The sequence below is a fragment of the Micromonospora trifolii genome, assembly GCF_050516465.1.
GTDB lineage: Bacteria > Actinomycetota > Actinomycetes > Mycobacteriales > Micromonosporaceae > Micromonospora > Micromonospora trifolii.
The window spans coordinates 3,929,246-3,946,328 of record NZ_CP191526.1; the positions used below are offsets into that span (position 1 = coordinate 3,929,246).

The 17,083-nt window shown below is 72.2% G+C and carries 20 protein-coding genes; 8 read left to right on the forward strand and 12 right to left on the reverse strand.

The genetic code is table 11. From position 1 onward, the window contains the following. Positions 1-28: 28 nt before the first annotated feature. From ACQRWP_RS18130 to mug, 6 genes are all read left to right on the forward strand, one after another. Complete coding sequence (locus ACQRWP_RS18130; protein ID WP_091403732.1) at positions 29-601, forward strand: TetR/AcrR family transcriptional regulator; 573 nt, start codon at positions 29-31, stop codon at positions 599-601. An 81-nt stretch (positions 602-682) separates the two neighbouring features. Further along, a complete protein-coding gene (locus ACQRWP_RS18135; protein WP_430496313.1) occupies positions 683-1,621 on the forward strand; it encodes a TIGR04222 domain-containing membrane protein in 939 nt (312 codons plus the stop codon). Continuing rightward, positions 1,618-2,436: a DUF692 domain-containing protein gene (locus tag ACQRWP_RS18140; RefSeq protein ID WP_430496315.1), complete on the forward strand. Its 819-nt coding sequence runs from the start codon at positions 1,618-1,620 to the stop codon at positions 2,434-2,436. Before ACQRWP_RS18135 ends, ACQRWP_RS18140 begins: the two co-directional genes overlap by 4 nt. Continuing rightward, entirely contained in the window at positions 2,433-2,978 is a 546-nt protein-coding gene (locus ACQRWP_RS18145; RefSeq protein ID WP_430496317.1) for a hypothetical protein, read from the forward strand. The genes ACQRWP_RS18140 and ACQRWP_RS18145 overlap by 4 nt, the downstream gene beginning before the upstream one ends. Next, positions 2,963-3,724 (forward strand): SDR family oxidoreductase, encoded by a 762-nt coding sequence (locus ACQRWP_RS18150; RefSeq protein WP_430496319.1) that lies wholly within the window; start codon positions 2,963-2,965, stop codon positions 3,722-3,724. Before ACQRWP_RS18145 ends, ACQRWP_RS18150 begins: the two co-directional genes overlap by 16 nt. A gap of 143 nt (positions 3,725-3,867) precedes the next feature. After that, entirely contained in the window at positions 3,868-4,482 is a 615-nt protein-coding gene (gene mug / locus ACQRWP_RS18155; RefSeq protein WP_430503220.1) for a G/U mismatch-specific DNA glycosylase, read from the forward strand. Positions 4,483-4,570: 88 nt separating this feature from the next. Here mug and ACQRWP_RS18160 read toward each other — a convergent pair whose 3' ends face one another. The 3 genes from ACQRWP_RS18160 to ACQRWP_RS18170 all read right to left on the reverse strand — a co-directional run bounded on the left by ACQRWP_RS18160 (position 4,571) and on the right by ACQRWP_RS18170 (position 7,703). Then, complete coding sequence (locus tag ACQRWP_RS18160) at positions 4,571-6,547, reverse strand: ABC transporter ATP-binding protein (protein ID WP_430503221.1); 1,977 nt, start codon at positions 6,545-6,547, stop codon at positions 4,571-4,573. Positions 6,548-6,661: 114 nt separating this feature from the next. Continuing rightward, positions 6,662-7,429 carry an enoyl-CoA hydratase/isomerase family protein gene (locus tag ACQRWP_RS18165; protein ID WP_430496321.1) on the reverse strand — a complete coding sequence of 256 codons (768 nt, stop codon included), beginning with the start codon at positions 7,427-7,429 and terminating at the stop codon, positions 6,662-6,664. A gap of 46 nt (positions 7,430-7,475) precedes the next feature. Further along, positions 7,476-7,703 (reverse strand): helix-turn-helix domain-containing protein, encoded by a 228-nt coding sequence (locus tag ACQRWP_RS18170; RefSeq protein ID WP_007462679.1) that lies wholly within the window; start codon positions 7,701-7,703, stop codon positions 7,476-7,478. Positions 7,704-7,919: 216 nt separating this feature from the next. On the opposite strand from ACQRWP_RS18170, the gene ACQRWP_RS18175 reads away from it, so the two are divergent. Continuing rightward, positions 7,920-8,519 carry a cadmium resistance transporter gene (locus tag ACQRWP_RS18175; RefSeq protein ID WP_430496325.1) on the forward strand — a complete coding sequence of 200 codons (600 nt, stop codon included), beginning with the start codon at positions 7,920-7,922 and terminating at the stop codon, positions 8,517-8,519. A 21-nt stretch (positions 8,520-8,540) separates the two neighbouring features. Here ACQRWP_RS18175 and ACQRWP_RS18180 read toward each other — a convergent pair whose 3' ends face one another. Beyond that, a complete protein-coding gene (locus ACQRWP_RS18180; protein WP_430496327.1) occupies positions 8,541-10,145 on the reverse strand; it encodes an ABC-F family ATP-binding cassette domain-containing protein in 1,605 nt (534 codons plus the stop codon). A gap of 262 nt (positions 10,146-10,407) precedes the next feature. Between ACQRWP_RS18180 and ypfJ the strand changes: the two genes are divergently transcribed. Continuing rightward, positions 10,408-11,331, forward strand: coding sequence for a KPN_02809 family neutral zinc metallopeptidase (ypfJ, locus tag ACQRWP_RS18185; RefSeq protein ID WP_430496328.1), 924 nt, complete (start codon positions 10,408-10,410; stop codon positions 11,329-11,331). 73 nt (positions 11,332-11,404) lie between these two features. Here the strand turns inward: ypfJ and ACQRWP_RS18190 are convergent, their stop codons facing one another. The 8 genes from ACQRWP_RS18190 to ACQRWP_RS18225 all read right to left on the reverse strand — a co-directional run bounded on the left by ACQRWP_RS18190 (position 11,405) and on the right by ACQRWP_RS18225 (position 17,079). Continuing rightward, on the reverse strand, positions 11,405-11,764 hold the full coding sequence (locus ACQRWP_RS18190; protein WP_430496330.1) for a YybH family protein: 360 nt from the start codon (positions 11,762-11,764) through the stop codon (positions 11,405-11,407). 65 nt (positions 11,765-11,829) lie between these two features. Then, positions 11,830-12,129, reverse strand: a complete 300-nt coding sequence (locus ACQRWP_RS18195) for a muconolactone Delta-isomerase family protein (protein ID WP_238682673.1) — start codon at positions 12,127-12,129, stop codon at positions 11,830-11,832. Positions 12,130-12,224: 95 nt separating this feature from the next. After that, positions 12,225-12,872, reverse strand: coding sequence for an acVLRF1 family peptidyl-tRNA hydrolase (locus tag ACQRWP_RS18200; protein WP_430496332.1), 648 nt, complete (start codon positions 12,870-12,872; stop codon positions 12,225-12,227). A 143-nt stretch (positions 12,873-13,015) separates the two neighbouring features. Then, positions 13,016-13,648: a LysE family transporter gene (locus tag ACQRWP_RS18205; protein ID WP_430496334.1), complete on the reverse strand. Its 633-nt coding sequence runs from the start codon at positions 13,646-13,648 to the stop codon at positions 13,016-13,018. A gap of 344 nt (positions 13,649-13,992) precedes the next feature. Further along, entirely contained in the window at positions 13,993-14,601 is a 609-nt protein-coding gene (locus ACQRWP_RS18210) for a TIGR03086 family metal-binding protein (protein WP_430496336.1), read from the reverse strand. 186 nt (positions 14,602-14,787) lie between these two features. Then, the gene (locus tag ACQRWP_RS18215; RefSeq protein ID WP_124821554.1) at positions 14,788-15,234 is read right to left on the reverse strand and encodes a metal-sulfur cluster assembly factor; all 447 of its coding nucleotides are present in this window, start codon (positions 15,232-15,234) and stop codon (positions 14,788-14,790) included. A gap of 67 nt (positions 15,235-15,301) precedes the next feature. Beyond that, positions 15,302-15,775: a Fe-S cluster assembly sulfur transfer protein SufU gene (gene sufU, locus ACQRWP_RS18220; protein ID WP_387171343.1), complete on the reverse strand. Its 474-nt coding sequence runs from the start codon at positions 15,773-15,775 to the stop codon at positions 15,302-15,304. Then, positions 15,775-17,079, reverse strand: coding sequence for a cysteine desulfurase (locus ACQRWP_RS18225; protein WP_430496338.1), 1,305 nt, complete (start codon positions 17,077-17,079; stop codon positions 15,775-15,777). Before ACQRWP_RS18225 ends, sufU begins: the two co-directional genes overlap by 1 nt. Positions 17,080-17,083 lie beyond the last annotated feature (4 nt).

Below are 17,083 nucleotides of genomic sequence, written 5' to 3' on the forward strand. Positions count from 1 at the left end.
CCCCGGGGTGACCTGCAACGATCGACGTGTGCCCAGAGTAAGCCAGGACCAGCTCGACGCTCGCCGGCAGGAGATCCTCGCCGCAGCCCGGGCGTGTTTCGCCCGGCTCGGCTACGAGGGGGCGACCGTACGCCGCCTTGAGGAGGCCACCGGCCTGTCCCGTGGCGCGATCTTCCACCACTTCCGCGACAAGGACTCGCTCTTCCTGGCCGTCGCCGAGGACGACGCCGCGGCGATGGTCGAGACGGTGGCCCGCAACGGCCTGGTGCAGGTGATGCGCGATCTACTCGCCCGCGCCGTCTCCCCCGACACCACCGGCTGGCTGGGCAGCCAACTGGAGGTCTCCCGGCGGCTGCGCACCGACCCCGCGTTCGCCCGGCGCTGGGCGGAGCGGTCCGCCGCCATCGCGGAGGCGACCCGGGACCGGCTGGCCCGCCAGCGCGACGCCGGGGTGCTGCGCGAGGACGTACCGATCGACGTGCTGGCCCAGTTCCTGGAGCTGGCCTACGACGGCCTGGTGCTGCACCTGGCCATGGGCCGACCGGCCGGTGACCTGGGCCCGGTGCTCGACCTGGTCGAGGAGGCGGTCCGCCGGCACTGACCGCGCGGACACCGGTCGGTCGACCGTGGCGAGGCTGCTCCACAATGGGGCCGCCGATCCCTCCGGTGACAGGAGCAGTCGATGATCGTCCACGCCGCGTCCGGCGACACCTGGGGCATCTCCGGCCCGACCTTCCTCCGGTACTACATCGCGGCGGCCATCGTGGTGGTGGCGATCGCGGCGTACCACCGGATCCGCCTGCTGACCGTCCCGGCGCACACCACCCTCGATCCACTCGGAGCACAGCAGGTCGCGTACCTCAACGGTGGCCCCCAGCTCGCGGTGCACGCGGCGCTGGGCGGGCTGCGCGGCAGCGGCGCGGTCGGCGTACGACCGGACCGTCGGCTGACCACCGTCGGCGCCGCGCCGACCGGGCTCACCCCACTGGATCAGGCCATCCACTGGGCCGCCCACCAGCACTCCCGGGTCCGGGACCTGCCGCAGGACCAGCGCGTACGCACCGCGCTGGAGCAGATCCGCAACGGCCTGGAGCAGCGCGGGCTGCTGACGAACGACACGCAGCGCGCCCGCGCCCGCCTCTGGAGCCAGTTCCTGTGGGCCCTGCTGGGCCTCGGCGTGCTCCGGCTGTTCTCCGGCCTGTTCAGCGGTCGCCCGGTGGGTTACCTGCTGCTCACCCTGGCGGCCCTCCTGTGCGCGGCCCTGCTGCTACGCCGGGCACCCGTCCGCACCCGGGCCGGTCGCGCCGCCCTTCGTTCCGTCCGCGGCGAACACACCCACCTCGCGCCGGCCTCCGCGCCCGCCTACGCCACCTACGGAGCGGCCGGCGCGGCGATGGGCGTGGCCCTGTACGGCACCGCCTCGCTCTGGGCCCTCGACCCGGGCTTCGCCGAGCAGGCCGAGATCCAGCGTCAGGCCATCTCCAGCAGCGGCGGTTGGACGGGCGGCTCCGACGGATCGTCCGGTGGCGGAGGCGACAGCTCCGGTGGGGACGGCGGCAGCTCCTGCGGCGGCGGCGGTGGAGGCGGCGGGTGCGGGGGTGGTGGGGGGTGCGGCGGATGACCGGCCCGTCCGGCGTCGGCATCGGCTGGCGTCCGGAGATCGCCGGCTTCGTGGCCGAGTTGCCCGGCCTGCGCTTCGTCGAGGTGGTGGCCGAGGGGGTGCCCGCCTCCGGGCCGCTCCCGCCCGGCCTGACCCAGCTGCGGGAACGCGCGGTGACCGTCGTACCGCACGGGGTGCGGCTCTCCCTCGGCGGCGCCGAGCCGGTCGACCCGGCCCGGGTCGCGCACCTGGCCGCGGTGGCGCAACGCCTGGACGCCCCGCTGGTCAGCGAGCACATCGCGTTCGTCCGGGCCGGCGGCCTGGAGGCCGGCCACCTGTTGCCGCTGCCGCGCAGCCGGGAAGCCGTCGACGCGGTCTGCGCCAACGTGGCGCGGGCACAGGCCGAGCTTCCGGTGCCGATCGCGCTGGAGCCGATCGCCGCGTTGGTCGACTGGCCCGACGACGAGCTGGACGAGGCGGACTTCCTCACCGAGATCCTCGACCGGACCGGGGCACTGCTGCTGCTCGACGTGGCCAACGTGCACGCCAACGCCCGCAACCGGGGCGCCGACCCGCTGGCGTTGCTGGACCGCCTGCCGCTGGAGCGGGTCGCGTACGCCCACGTGGCCGGCGGCGCGGAGCACAGCGGTTTTTACCACGACACCCACACCGACCCGGTGCCGACAGCGGTGTTGGAGCTGGTCGGCGCGCTCTGCGCCCGTCGGCGACCGCCGGCGCTGCTGCTGGAGCGCGACGGCCAGTACCCGCCGGCCGCCGAACTCCGCGCCGAACTGGACGCCCTGGCCGCCGCTGCGGGCTTCCCGGCCGTGACATGACGGGGGCACCCGACGGCGACTCCGCGCCCATGCCCCGCGCCGGGCTCGCCGAACGGCAGGCCGAACTGGTCGCGGCGCTGGTCGCCGGAGGGCCACCCCCGCCGGGGTTCGCGCCGGGACCGCTGGCCGCCACCCGCGCGGCTCTGCTGCGTAAGCGGGCCGGCGAGGTGGCCCGGCATTGGCCACTGCTCGCCGCCGGCCTCGGCGCCAGGTGGTCGACCACCTTCGCCGAGTGGGCCGCCCGGCGACCCACCGCCGGATCGCTTCGCGACGGTTGGGATCTGGCCCGGGCGCTGCGCGCCCAGCACGCGCTCCCACCGGCGGCCGCCGAGGAGTTGGCCGTCCGGGAGGCGCGCCTGCGTTACGACGGGCTCCGGGCTCCGCGTCCGCGCCGGGCGCCGGCGGTGGGCCGCGCCGGCGGCGCCGTCGCGGTGCAGATCGCCGGCCGGGTACGCCTGCTGCGCCCCGCCCCACGGCTGTCCACCCTTGCTGGCGACGGCGTACCGGATGCGGCAGGATCTAAGCTATGGATCTCGGACTGACCGACCGCGTGTACGTCCTCACCGGCGCCTCCCGCGGTCTGGGTTACGCGACCGCGCAGAGCCTGGTCGCCGACGGTGCGCGGGTGGTGCTCTCGGCTCGGGACCCGGACGCGGTGGCCGCCGCCGCGCAGCAGCTGGGTGGCCCGGAGCACGCCGTCGGGCTGACCGCGGACCTGACCGACCCGGAGACCCCGGGGCAGCTTGTCGCCGCCGCCCAGGAGCACTTCGGCCGGCTCGACGGCGCGCTGATCTCGGTCGGTGGTCCACCGGCGGGCAACGCCGCGGCGATCACCGACGAGCAGTGGCGGGTCTCCTTCGAAACCGTCTTCCTGGGCACCATCCGCGCGGTCCGCACAATCGCCGCCGCACTGCCCGAGGGCGGCGCGATCGGGCTGGTGCTCTCCACCTCGGCTCGCGGCCCGGTGCCCGGCCTCGGCATCTCCAACGGTCTACGGCCCGGCCTCGTCGGTGCGGCCAAGGACATCGCCGATGACTACGGTCCGCGTGGGGTCCGAGTGGTCGGGCTGCTGCCCGGCCGGATCATGACCGACCGCAACCGGGAGCTCTTCGCCGCGACCGGCGACCCGGATCGCGCCCGCGCCGACGCGGAGGCCAACATCCCGCTGCGCCGCCTCGGCGACCCCGCCGAGTTCGGCCGGGTGGCCGCGTTCGTGCTCTCCCCCGCCGCGAGCTACCTCACCGGGATCACCCTGCCGGTCGACGGCGGCGCGCTGCGCGGGCTGTGATCCCCGACGGGGCCCGAGCTGCCCGTGCCGTGACGCCGCACGAGAAGACTCAGTCCGACTACCCGCGCGTTGATCGACTCGGCTTCCAGGAAACCAGGCGGTCGACGCGACCAGGACACCCCGACTTCCAGGAACTCGAGTCGATCAGCGCGCCGACCCGGACGGACCTGACGGCCGGGACGGCCCGGCCGACCCGGGCGGACCTGGCGGCGGCTGCGGACCGGACCATTCCCGACGTGCTCGCGCCGGGGCTGGCGGTGCTCTTCGTCGGCATCAACCCGGGCCTGTGGTCGGCCGCGACCGGGTGGCACTTCGCCCGGCCGGGCAACCGGTTCTGGCCCGCGCTGCACCGGGGCGGTTTCACCCCTCGGCTGCTGCACCCCAGCGAACAGGACGAGCTGCCCGCGCTCGGGCTCGGCATCACCAACATGGCCGCGCGGGCCAGCGCCCGCGCGGACGAGCTGAGCACCGAGGAACTCCTCGACGGCGCGGCGATCCTGACCGACAAGGTGGCCCGGTACCGGCCCCGCTGGGTGGCGGTGGTGGGGGTGACCGCGTACCGGATCGGTTTTCAGCGGCCGAAGGCCACCTTCGGGCCGCAGCCGGAGGCGCTGGCCGGGGCTCGACTGTGGGTGCTGCCCAACCCGAGCGGCCTGAATGCGCACTTCACCCCGGTCACCCTGGGCCTGGCCTTCGCCGAGCTGCGGGCGGCCACCGACCTGCCGGACCGTCGGCCCGCCGGACTACCCGACCGTTGATCGACTCGGCTTCAAGGAAGTCGGGCGGTCGAGGCGACCAGGACACCCCGACTTTCGGGAACCCGGGCTGATCGACGCGGCGCAGCCGTCAGTTGGCGGCGGCGGGCGGCAGCACCTCGTCGGCGCGGTAGGTGCCCAGCGGCATGACCACCGGCTCGGGACCGGTCGCGTCGACGAACGGGGTGGGCGAGTCGGCGACCGCGAACTGAGTCCGGTACAGCTCGGCGTAGAGCCCGCCGACCGCGACCAACTCCTCGTGCCGCCCCCGCTCGACGATCCGCCCACCGTCCAGGACCAGGATCTGGTCGGCGTCGCGCACTGTGGAGAGCCGGTGCGCGATCACCAGCGCGGTACGCCCGGCCAGCGCCACCGACAGCGCCCGCTGCACCGCCGCCTCGCTCTCTGAATCCAGGTGTGCGGTCGCCTCGTCGAGGATCACGATCGACGGGGCCTTGAGCAGCAGCCGCGCGATCGCGATGCGCTGCTTCTCGCCGCCGGAGAACCGGTAGCCGCGCTCCCCCACCGTGGTGTCCAGACCGTCGGGCAACGCCCGGACCAGGTCGGCCACCTGAGCCCCGGCCAGTGCGGCCCAGATCTCGTCGTCGGTGGCGTCCGGCTTGGCGTAGCGAAGATTCTCGGCGATCGTCTCGTGGAACAGGTGCGAATCCTGGGTGACCACACCGATCTCGTCACGCAGGGAGGCCAGCGTCGCGTCGCGCACGTCCACCCCGCCGACGAGCACCTGCCCGTCGCTGACGTCGTAGATCCGGGAGATGAGCATCGACAGTGTCGACTTGCCCGCCCCGGACGGGCCGACCAGCGCGACCATCTGCCCCGGCTCGACGCTGAACGAGACCCCCTTGAGCACCGGTTCGTTGACGGTCCGGTCGAGCGTGGCGACCTCCTCCAGGGAGGCGAGGGAGATCTCGGCGGCGCTCGGGTAGCGGAAACGCACGTCGCGGAAGTCGACCCGGCCGGTGCCCAGGGGCACCGGCACCGCGTCGGGCTTCTCCACGATGCCCGGCTTGAGGTCGAGCACCTCGAAGACCCGGTCGAAGGAGACCAGCGCGCTCATCACGTCCACCCGGACGTTGGAGAGCGCGGTGAGCGGCCCGTACAGGCGGGTGAGCAGCAGCGCGAGCGTCACCACGGTGCCGGCGCTGACGCCACCGGTCACCGCGAGCCAGCCGCCGAGACCGTAGGTCAGCGCCTGCGCCAGCGAGGCGACCAGCAGCATCGCCACGAAGAACGTGCGGGAATACATCGCGGACTGGATGCCGATGTCGCGGACCCGCTCGGCCCGGTCGCCGAACCGGCGGGCCTCGATCTCGGGCTGACCGAAGAGCTTCACCAGCAGCGCGCCGGCCACCCCGAACCGCTCGGTCATCGTCGCGTTCATCTTGGCGTCGAGGTTGTACGCCTCGCGGGTGATGTCCGCCAGCCGTCGACCGACCCGGCGGGCCGGAATGATGAAGATCGGCAGCAGCACCAGTGAGAGCGCGGTGATCTGCCAGGAGAGGGTGAACATCACCGCCGCGGTGAGCACCAGCTGGATGACGTTGCTGACCACACCGGACAGGGTGGAGGTGAACGCCCGCTGGGCGCCGAGCACGTCGTTGTTGAGCCTGCTGACCAGGGCGCCGGTCTGGGTACGGGTGAAGAACTGCAACGGCATCCGCTGCACGTGGTCGTAGACCCGGGTGCGCAGGTTGAAGATGATGCCCTCGCCGATGCGGGCGGAATACCACCGTTGGGCCAGCGACAGCAGCGCGTCGGCGACCGCCAGTGCGGCGATGAACAGGGCCAGCCGCACCACGAGCCGGCCGGCCTCGGTGCCGCCCCGGTTGATCGCGTTGATCACGTCACCGGCGAGCACCGGAGTGGCCACGCCGATGATGGCGGCCAACACCACGGTGGCCAGGAAGACGATGATGTCGCGCCGGTAGGGGTGGGCGAAGGCGACGATGCGGCGGGCCACCCCGCGCTTGAGCCGGTGGGTGGAGACCTCGTCGCGGTTGCGCATCGACCGGAGCATGCTCCACCCGGCCATGCCACCGCCGGACATCGGGTTGGACATCGCTCACCTCCGGGTTGCCGGGCGGACCGCACCGTCAGGTCAATTCTCCCGACGAGTGTGACAACCTCGGTCGTAACCCGGATCTTCCCGTGCGGTCCTTACCTATTCTCCCCTGCCGGCGAGGTCACGCAGCCGACGGGTCTGTGCCTCCCGCTCGGCGCGCTGCTGGTCGGCGTGCGACCGCCCGCCGGCACCGGCGAGCAACGCCTTGATCTCCACCACCGCGTCGCGGGCACCGGAGAGCAGACCGGCGGTCAGGTCCCGCACCGCGTCGCCCAGCTCGGCCGGGGGTACGACAAGGGTGGCCAGCCCGATCCGGTCCGCCTCGGCGGCGTCCAACCGGCGGCCGGTCGCACAGATCTCCAACGCCCGCGAATATCCGACCAACTCGACGAGGCGTTTCGTGCCGGCCAGGTCGGGCACCAGGCCGAGGGTCACCTCGGCCATCGACAGCTTCGCGTCCGCGGACAGCACTCGCAGGTCACAGGCGAGCGCGAGCTGGAAGCCGGCACCGATCGCGTGGCCCTGTACGGCCGCGACGGAGACGACATCCGGCCGGTGCAGCCAGGTGAAACCGGCCTGGAACTCCGCGATGCGCTCGGCGCACTCCTGCTCGGGCAGCGTGGCCAGCTCAGCGAAGGACCCCGGGCCCGAGGCGCCCGCCACCGCGAGATCGAGGCCGGCCGAGAACGCGCGACCCTCGCCGCGGACCACCACCACCCGCACGTCGCCGGGCAGGTCGCGGGAGAAGTCGCTCATCGCCTGCCACATCGCGGGCGTCTGGGCATTGAGCACGTCGGGCCGGCACAACGTCACCGTGGCGACCGGCCCGTCGCAAGTCAGCCGAACCCCGGTCGCCTCGGCGGTCACCGGACGTCCCGGGGCACGGCGCTGGTGGACGACGCTGAGGGGCGGGTCACGCCTTCTTGCGGCGCCGGGCACCGCCGCGCTGACGCAGCTGCACCCCGGACTCGGTGAGCACTCGGTGGATGAACCCGTAGGAACGGCCGGTCGAGGCCGCCAACGCGCGGATGCTCTCCCCCGAGGTGTACCGCTTTACCAGGTCCTTGGCGAGCGTCTGACGCTCGGCTCCGACGATCCGGCGACCCTTCTCAGTGCTGGTGGCTGTGCCAGTGGCTGCCATGCTGTGTCCTCACGTCCCAGACTGTGCGGTTCGGATACGGTCCCACCTATTAGACCGCCTCGAACGATCATGCGCCAGATATCAACTCTTCGCCAACCGACACGCTATGCAATGTCAGCTTCCCGATAGAGTGATCCTGGCGATCCGACCCGCCGCGGCGTCCGGGTGTACCACCGCTGAGAGCTGGCGGCTGCCGGCGGCCCGTAGCCTTCGGTGGTGATCGACCTGTTGAGCACAGCCGGCGCGGCGGCCGTGGTCTTCGCCGCAACCGACATCGACGACATCGTCATCCTGACGCTGTTCTTCGTCGCGGCCCGCACCACCGGCCAACCCCGCACCTGGGAAATTGTCGCCGGACAATACCTCGGCATCGGCGCGCTCGCGTTGGCCAGCGCGGTGATCGCGGGTGGACTCCTGGTGGTGCCCGACCCGTGGACGGGGCTGCTCGGCCTGCTGCCGATCGCGCTCGGCGTACGCGCGCTGCGGAGTTCGGGCGACGACGAGGCGCCGGCGGTCGTCACCGGGGCGCTCGGCGTGGCCGGGGTGACGATCGCGAACGGCGCCGACAACGTCGCGGTCTACGTACCCGTCTTCCGCGCCCTCGGCGTGGCCGACAGCGCGGTGTTCCTGCTGGTCTTCGTGCTGCTGATCGCGCTCTGGTGCGTGGCCGGGGCCTGGCTGGGCGGGCACCGGAGGGTGGTCCGGCTGGTCGAGCGCGCCGGCGCCTGGCTGGTGCCGACGATCTTCATCGCCATCGGGCTGGTGATCCTGGTCAGCTCCGGCGTGCTCGGCCGACTGGCCGACCTGCTCGGCTGAGAGCCGGCCGAGCCTCCTCGGTCAGGCCAGCTCGACCAGTTCGAGCAGGTCGTCGCTCCAGGCGTCCTCGTCGCCGTCGGGCAGCAGGATGGCCCGGTCCGGCTTGAGCGCCAGCACCGCACCCGGGTCGTGGGTGACCAGGACGATCGCGCCCGGGTAGTTGGCGATGGCGTCGAGCACCTGCTCCCGGCTGACCGGGTCGAGGTTGTTCGTCGGCTCGTCGAGCAGCAGCACGTTGGCGCCGGAACAGACCAGAGTGGACAGGGCCAGTCGGGTCTTCTCGCCACCGGAGAGCACCCCGGCCGGCTTGTTCACGTCGTCACCGGAGAAGAGGAACGCGCCAAGGATCTTGCGCAGGTCGGTGTCGGATTGCTCGACGGCGGCGGCGCGCATGTTCTCCAGCACCGTCCGCTCCACGTCCAGCGTCTCGTGCTCCTGGGCGTAGTAGCCCAGCCGCAGGCCGTGCCCCGCGTGCACCTCGCCGGTGTCCGGGTTGAGCAGCCCGCCGAGCATCCGCAGCAGGGTCGTCTTGCCAGCGCCGTTGAGCCCGAGGATGGCCACCCGGGAGCCCCGGTCCACCGCCACGTTGACGTCAGTGAAGATCTCCAGCGAGCCGTACGACTTGGAGAGGCCGGTCGCCGTGAGCGGGGTCTTGCCGCACGGTGCGGGGTTGGGGAAGCGCACCTTGGCCACCCGGTCGGAGACCCGCACCTCCTCCAGGCCGGAGATCAGCTTCTCGGCACGGCGGGCCATGTTCTGCGCGGCCACGGTCTTGGTGGCCTTGGCCCGCATCTTGTCGGCCTGCGCCATCAACGCGCCGGCCTTCTTCTCCGCGTTGGCCCGCTCCCGGCGTCGGCGCCGCTCGTCGGTCTCGCGCGCCTCCAGGTACGCCTTCCAGCCCAGGTTGTACACGTCGATGACCGACCGGGTGGCGTCGAGGAACCAGACCTTGTTGACCACCGACTCCAGCAGCGCGCCGTCGTGGGAGATCACGATCAGGCCACCCTTGTGGTTGGCGAGGAAGCCCCGCAACCAGGTGATCGAGTCGGCGTCAAGGTGGTTGGTGGGCTCGTCGAGCAGCAGGATGCCGCCGCCGTTCTCGCCCGCGTCACGGAACAGGATCCGGGCCAGCTCGATGCGGCGACGCTGACCACCGGAGAGGGTGCCGATGGTCTGCGCGAGCGCCCGGTCCGGTAGGCCGAGGTTGGCGCAGATCCGCGCGGCCTCGGCCTCGGCCGCGTACCCGCCGAGGGCGGCGAACTGGTCCTCCAGCGCGCCGTAACGACGGACCAGCTTGTCGCTGGCGTCCTCGGCGAGCCGGGCCTCGACCTCCTGCATCTGGGACATCAGGACGTCCAGGCCGCGCGCGGAGAGCACCCGGTCGCGGCCGGTCACCTCCAGGTCGCCCGTGCGCGGGTCCTGCGGCAGGTAGCCGATGGCGCTGCGCTGGTCGATCTGGCCGCCGTACGGCTGCCCCTCGCCGGCGAGCACCTTCAGCGTCGTGGTCTTGCCGGCACCGTTGCGACCGACCAGGCCGATCCGATCACCGGGCTGCACGCGCAGGGTGGTGTCGGACAGCAGGATCCGGGAACCGGCACGCAGTTCCAGGCCGGTGGCAGTGATCATGTTTGCGGGCTCGCTCTCGGGGTTTGGAAGGCTGACTCGGGGCACGCGAAACGGCCGGCGGGCTCAAGGGGCCCGACGGCGCGGGGCGGTTCAGCCTTCGCAGCGCAGCACCTGACAAGTGTACCGGGCGCCGCCGGACGGCCTGCCCGGATTACCGATCAAGATCATCGGGTACCGGAACGCCTGTCCGGACCCCGTCCGGCACTCGATGGACGAAACGACACACAAAGACACTCACCGGCATACGGCGATCGGGGTCACCATGGAACTCAACGAGCGGGCCGAAATCGACACCTCCCAGGTCAACGACGTGGGCCGCGGTGGCGGATCCGGCGGCGGCTTCGGCATCCCGATCCCCGGAGGCGGCGGTCGAGGCGGCATCATCGGCATCGTGGTGGCCGTGCTCATCGCGCTGCTCGGCGGCGGCTTCGGCCTCAACGCCATGACCAACGGCGACGAGGGCGGCGGTCAGGCCGGCGGCACCGACCTGGAGCAGTTGTGCTCCCGCGACAACCCCGACCGTCTCGACGACGCGCGCTGTCGCAACGCGCTCTACGTCAACAGCATCCAGGCCTACTGGCAGAAGGCGTACCCGGAGCTGGGCAACGGAAAGTACGAGGCGACCGACACCAACTTCTTCCAGGCCGCCGTGAGCACCGGCTGCGGGCAGGCCGACTCGGGCGTCGGCCCGTTCTACTGCCCCGCCGACAAGCAGGTGTACATCGACCTGAGCTTCTACGACGAGCTGGCGTCCCGGTTCGGCGCCAAGGGCGAGTTCGCCCAGCCCTACGTGCTCGCCCACGAGTACGGACACCACATCCAGAACCTGCTCGGCACCAACGCGAAGGCCGGCCAGGGCGACCAGAGCGGCCCCCGTTCCGCCTCCGTACGGCTGGAGTTGCAGGCCGACTGCTACGCCGGCGCCTGGGCCAAGCACGCCACCGAGAGCAAGGACAAGACCGGCCAGGAGCCGCTGTTCACGTCCATCACCCAGACCGACATCAGCGAGGCCGTGCAGGCCGCCGAGGCGATCGGCGACGACAGCATCCAGGAGCGCTCCGGCGGGCGGGTCAACCCCGACCAGTTCACCCACGGCACGTCCGAGCAGCGCAAGCGCTGGTTCACCCAGGGCTACGACCGCGGCGACCCGAAGACCTGTGACACCTTCGGCACCGACCAGCTCTGACCTCGCCCCGAGATCGTGGCAGGCCCCCTCGGCGGGCCTGCCACGATCGTCATTCCTGCCCGGAGCTCCCGGGTCAGGTGAGCCGTGAGACCTGGTAGTGGCCGATGAGCCAGTCGTCCTCGACCCGCCGCAGGAGCACGCCGAGGTTGACGGTCAGGGCCGGCCGGTCGGTGAAGCCGAACTCCACCTCCAGGTAGCCGAGGACCACGTCGTCGGCGAGACGGCGGATCTCCCGGATGTCGTACGCGGCGGTCAGGCCGAGCGGCTGTCCGGCGTAGTACGCGGCGACGCCGGCAGGACCGACCGTGTACGGCTGCAACCCCTGAAAGATCGCGTCGTCGGTGAAGCACGCCGCGACCCGATCGGGCTCGTGGGCGTCGACCGCAGATTTCCACCGGTCGAGGACGGTACGCAGAATCTGCGCCTCGGACATGATGATCTCCCTGCTGACGGACGTGTTACATGGCGTGCCTGTCGAGCCGGCGTGCGCTCGCAGGCTCAGCGAGGCGGCTGACCCGGGTCGTTCGGGTGCGGCGTCAACGGCGTCACGGTCTCGCGCCGCCAGGCGCGCAGCGGCATCGACGCGAGCACGGCTTCCAACTCATCGGCGTCGTCGGCCTGGAACAGCCCCCACGTACGCCACTCCCCCGGCGCCAGCGGCGGCCGCCACAGCCGCAGGAGACTGCCCTGGGCCGTCAGCTCGGCCGAACGCGCGGCCTCTCGCGCACGCATGTCGGCTACGCCGTCCTCCGACGTTCCCTGCGGCACCGTCGTCACCATGTCAACCAGAAACTCCACGCGCCCATCCTCCGGCGGCCGACCGGGCAGCACGCCGTGAACCCCGTTTTGGGTGGCGATCGTCTCCCCTTTCACGCCGCCGGCGCAGGCCGAGGTCAGTCGGGGTCGCGCACCAGGATCCGTACCGCCCGGGCCGCACCCACCGCCGCGACCAGCACCGCGTGCCGGGGCTCCGGCACGTCGAGCAGCCGCTCCGCCCGCAACGGCACGAGCGGGGCCAACCGCCGGTCGGCCAGCACCCCGTCCACCGCCCGCCGGTCACCGCCGCAGACCAGTGCGGCGAGCGCCGCCGCCTCCGGCAACAGCAGCCGTACGGCCAGGTCCGCCGCGTCACCCAGCGCAGCCTTCGCCTGGTTGTCACGCCGGCGGGCGAACCGGTGCTGCGACCATCCCCCCGCAGCGGTGCGCCCCTGCACGTACCGGGTGTCCACCTTGGAGATGACGAGGTCGGCGCCCTCGGCCACCCCGAGCGCCACCGCGCCCTTGCGGGCCAGCAGCAGGCCGATCCGGCGGGGCAGGACGGCGGAGGCCACGAACCCGGCCACATCCACGCCGGCCGGCGCTCCCGGTGGGGCGTACAGCTCGGCGGTCGCCCCGTCCGGGGCAGCGAGCAGCAGGCCGTACTCCCGCGCGCTGGTGCTGGGCGGGCCGTGCCGGTCGGCGAAGCCCTCGACCCAGCGGCCGACGCGGGCCGGGTCGACCTCGACCCACCGGCCTCCGCCGGCTGCGGGTCGACTGGTCATCGCCCGACCGTACGGCACAGCGAACCCACTTGGGCCCCCGGGCGACCCCTGGGCCCCGCAGGGACACACCAGGCGACACCGCCGACCCGGCGCGGTCGGGCCTCGGCCGGGTGGCTGAGCCGTCGGATGGTTGCCGCGACCGTTCAGCCTGGCAGTAACGCCCCCACCGCCAGCGCGGCGATCAGCGCGCTGGAGACCAGGCCGGTGACCAGCCGGCCCCGCGGCCCGGTCAGCGCCTGGCCGACCACAGTGCCGCCGCCGGCGATGACCAGTTGCCAGCTCGCCGACGCCAGGAACACCCCGGCCACGAAGAGCGCCACCGGGACGGCGCCCGAGTCGGCCGTGTCCCGGCGGCCGAGCACCAGGGCGGTGAAGTAGAGCACCGTCATCGGGTTCAGCAGGGTCAACCCGAGCAGCGCCGCGTAGGCCCGCCCCGGGGTGCTCATGCCCCGACCGTCGCGTGCCGTCGGCGGCCGCTGCGTGCGGTGCGCGGACCACGTCCGCCACAGGCCGTGCCCGGCGAGACCCAGCAGGACCACGGCGGCGACCACCCGCAGTGGCCCGGCGACCGGCGCGATGATCCCGGCCAGGCCGGCGCCGCCGAGCACGGCCACCACCGCGTAGAGCCCGTCGGCCGTCGCCACGGCGAGCGCTGCGGCCGCACCCACCCGGAACGAGGTACGGGCGCTGAGCCCCAGAATGAGAATCGCGATCGCGCCGACCGGAATGGCGACGCCGTAGCCGGCCACGAGACCGGCGAGGAACGCGCCGCTCACGACGGCGGGCGCGGGATCGAGGCGGGCCGGGGCACGGTGCGCTGTCGACGCACGGCAGTGGCCGCACGGACAGGAACCTGCTTCGGGTACGCCTCGATCACACGCGCATCTTCCGCGCCGAACCCACGCCCCCGCCACCGAATTTCCCGCGCCCCGCGCCCCGCGCCCCGCGCCCCGCGCCCCGCGCCCCGCGCCCCGCGCCCGCGCCCGCGCCCCGCGCCCCGCGCCCCGCGCCCCGCGCCAAGATCGTGCTCGAACCAGGATGTAGTGGCCTCGGCGACGCACGAGGCCACTACATCAATGATCGAGCGCGATCTTGGGTTGTTCGGGGGTGTGCCGACCGATCAGAGCTGAACTTCGGGCCACCGGGGGTCGCGACCGAGGTAGGAGAGCAGGGCGGCGACCTCGTCGGCCTCCGCAGCGGGGTCGATCGCCGGGGCGTACGCGCCATAGGCCCGCAGCGGCTCGACGATCTGCCGGGCCACCACCAGCAGGGGTCGGGCCAGGTCGGTGCCGAGCGGAGAGGGCTGGCCGGTGGCCACCGCGATGTCCCAGGCGTGCACGGCGGCATCCAGGGCGCACGCTACGGCGCCGATGTCGGCCGGCAGCTTGCCCTGGGGCAGCGGCGTGGGCACCTCCGGGTCGCCATCGGCGACACCCGTCCAAGCCCGGGCGGACGCGTCGAGGGCGGCGCGCAGGCCGGCGAGCTTGTCACCGTCGACCCGACCGGAGGGCGCGAACGGGTCCTCCGCCGGCCCCGGCCCGCCGTCGATTGCCGCCGCGAAGGCGAGCTGGTCGCCGACCGCGTGCTGAAGCACCTGGGTGACGTTCCACCGCTCGCACGGGGTGGGTCGCTCCCAGGCGTCGGCCGGAACCCCCTCGACGGTCGTTCGAAGCGCCTCGTGCGCCTCTTCGAGCACGGTCCGCCACTGCCCCGCTGCGATCTCGCTCATCGTCCTGCCCTCTCCGCCGGGTTCCAGCGAGCTACCTCACCCGCCATCGGATCGGAATATTCCGCTCCGCTTGATGAGTCCAGTTTATCAGACCGGAACGATCCGTTCCACTATTTTCGCGCGGGCCTGAAAACGCGTCGAGCGCGGCACCCGTCCGGGTACCGCGCTCGACGAAGTGGGATCGGGTCAGACGTTGAAGCCGAGGGAGCGGAGCTGGTCCCGACCCTCGTCAGTGATCTTGTCTGGGCCCCACGGCGGGAGCCACACCCAGTTGATCCGGATGTCGTTGACCAGGCCGCCGCCGGGGCCGGTGGTCAGCGCCTGCCGGGTCTGGTCCTCGATGACGTCGGTCAGCGGGCAGGCCGCCGAGGTGAGCGTCATGTCCAGGGTGGCGACGTTCTCGTCGTCGACGTGGACGCCGTACACGAGGCCCAAGTCGACCACGTTGATGCCGAGCTCCGGGTCGACGACGTCCTTCATCGCCTCCTCGATGTCGGCGATCATGGCCTTGCTGACGCCGCCCGCAGGAGCGGCGGCGTCACCGGTGCCATCGGTCGTCGCGGCGTCGGTCTGCGGCACAACGGTGGTGTCACCGGCCTCCGGCGTCGCCTCAGTAGCGGTGTTCTCGCTCATGCCGTCCCTCCGCATCGCTTCGTGATGCCACAAGGCACCACTGTGTCATTCGCTCGCTGACGCTCGCTCACGCCTTCACCTCCGGGCTCACGCCCACACCGGCGCGTGCCGCGGCGTCCTTGAACGCCATCCACGGCAGCAGCGCGCACTTGACCCGGGCGGGGTAACGGGCCACACCCGCGAAAGCAACCCCGTCGCCGAGAACGTCCTCGTCCGGCGTGACCTGACCACGTCCGGACATCAACTCCACGAACGCCTCGTGCACCTCGAATGCTTCCCCGGCGCCGCGACCACGCAGCAACTCGTGCAGCACGCTCGCCGAGGCCTGGCTGATCGAACAGCCCATCCCGTCGTACGAGATGTCGTGCAGCACCGTGCCGTCGGTGGCCACCCGCACGGTGACCTCGTCACCGCAGGTGGGGTTGACGTGGTGCGCCTCCGCGACCCGGTCACCCGAGTCGTCGGCGTCGCGCAGGCCGCGCCCGTGTGGGCGCTTGTAGTGATCCAGGATGATCTCCTGGTAGAGCTGGTCGAGCTGCATCAGTCGAACACCTTCCGCACCTGCTCCAGACCGGCCACCAGAGCGTCGATCTCCTCGGTGGTGGTGTAGAGGTAGAACGAGGCCCGGGTCATGGCCGGGACGCCGAACCGGCTGCACACCGGCTTGGCACAGTGGTGGCCCACCCGCACCTGCACGCCGAGCGAGTCGAGCACCTGACCCACGTCGTGCGGGTGCACGTCACCGAGTGCGAACGAGATGGTGCCGCCCCGGCCCACCGGCACGGTCGGACCGAAGATCCGCAGGTCCGGCACCGAGCCGAGAGCGTCCAGCGCGTACGCCGTCAGCTCCTTCTCGTGCCACTGGATGGCCCGCATCCCGATGCCGGTCAGGTAGTCGACCGCCGCACCGAGCGCGACCGCCTCGGCGATCGGCGGGGTGCCCGCCTCGAAGCGGGCCGGTGGCGCGGCGAACGTCGAGCGGGCCATGGTGACCGTCTCGATCATCGAGCCGCCGCCGAAGACCGGCGGCATGGCCGCCAGCAGCTCACCCCGACCCCAGAGCACACCGATGCCGGTCGGACCGCACATCTTGTGGCCGGTGAAGACGATGTAGTCGGCGTCCAGGTCGACCACGTCGATGGGTAGGTGCGGCACCGACTGCGAGCAGTCCAGCAGCAGCAGCGCGCCCACCTCGCGGACCCGCGCGGTGATCCGGGAGGTGGCGTTGACCGTGCCGAGGATGTTGGACATGTGCACCAGCGAGACGATCTTCGTCCGTTCGGTGACCAGATCCTCCAGGCCCGACTCGTCCAGCCGCCCCTGGTCGGTGACCGGGAACCAGCGCAGGGTCGCGCCGGTCCGCTCACAGAGCAACTGCCACGGGACGATGTTCGAGTGGTGCTCCATCTCGGAGATCACCACCTCGTCGCCCGGGCCGAGCCGGAAACGGGGGTCGGCGTCTGGACGCAGCGAGGCGTTCGAGAAGGCGTACGCCACGATGTTGATCGCCTCGGTGGAGTTCTTGGTGAACACCACCTCGTCGGTGCTCGGCGCGTTGATGAACGCGGCGACCTTCGCCCGCGCCCCCTCGTACGCCTCGGTGGCCTCGGTGCCCAGGGTGTGCACCGAGCGCGACACGTTGGCGTTGTGCCGCGCGTAGTGCTCATCGAGCACGTCGAGCACCTGGCGGGGTTTGTGCGAGGTGTTGGCGCTGTCGAGGTAGACCAGCGGGTGCCCGTTGATCTCCCGATCGAGGATCGGGAAGTCGGCGCGCACCCGGGCCACGTCGAAACGCGGCACGTCGTCGTACTGCGGCATCCCCGAAGGGATCGCGATGCTGGTCATCTCG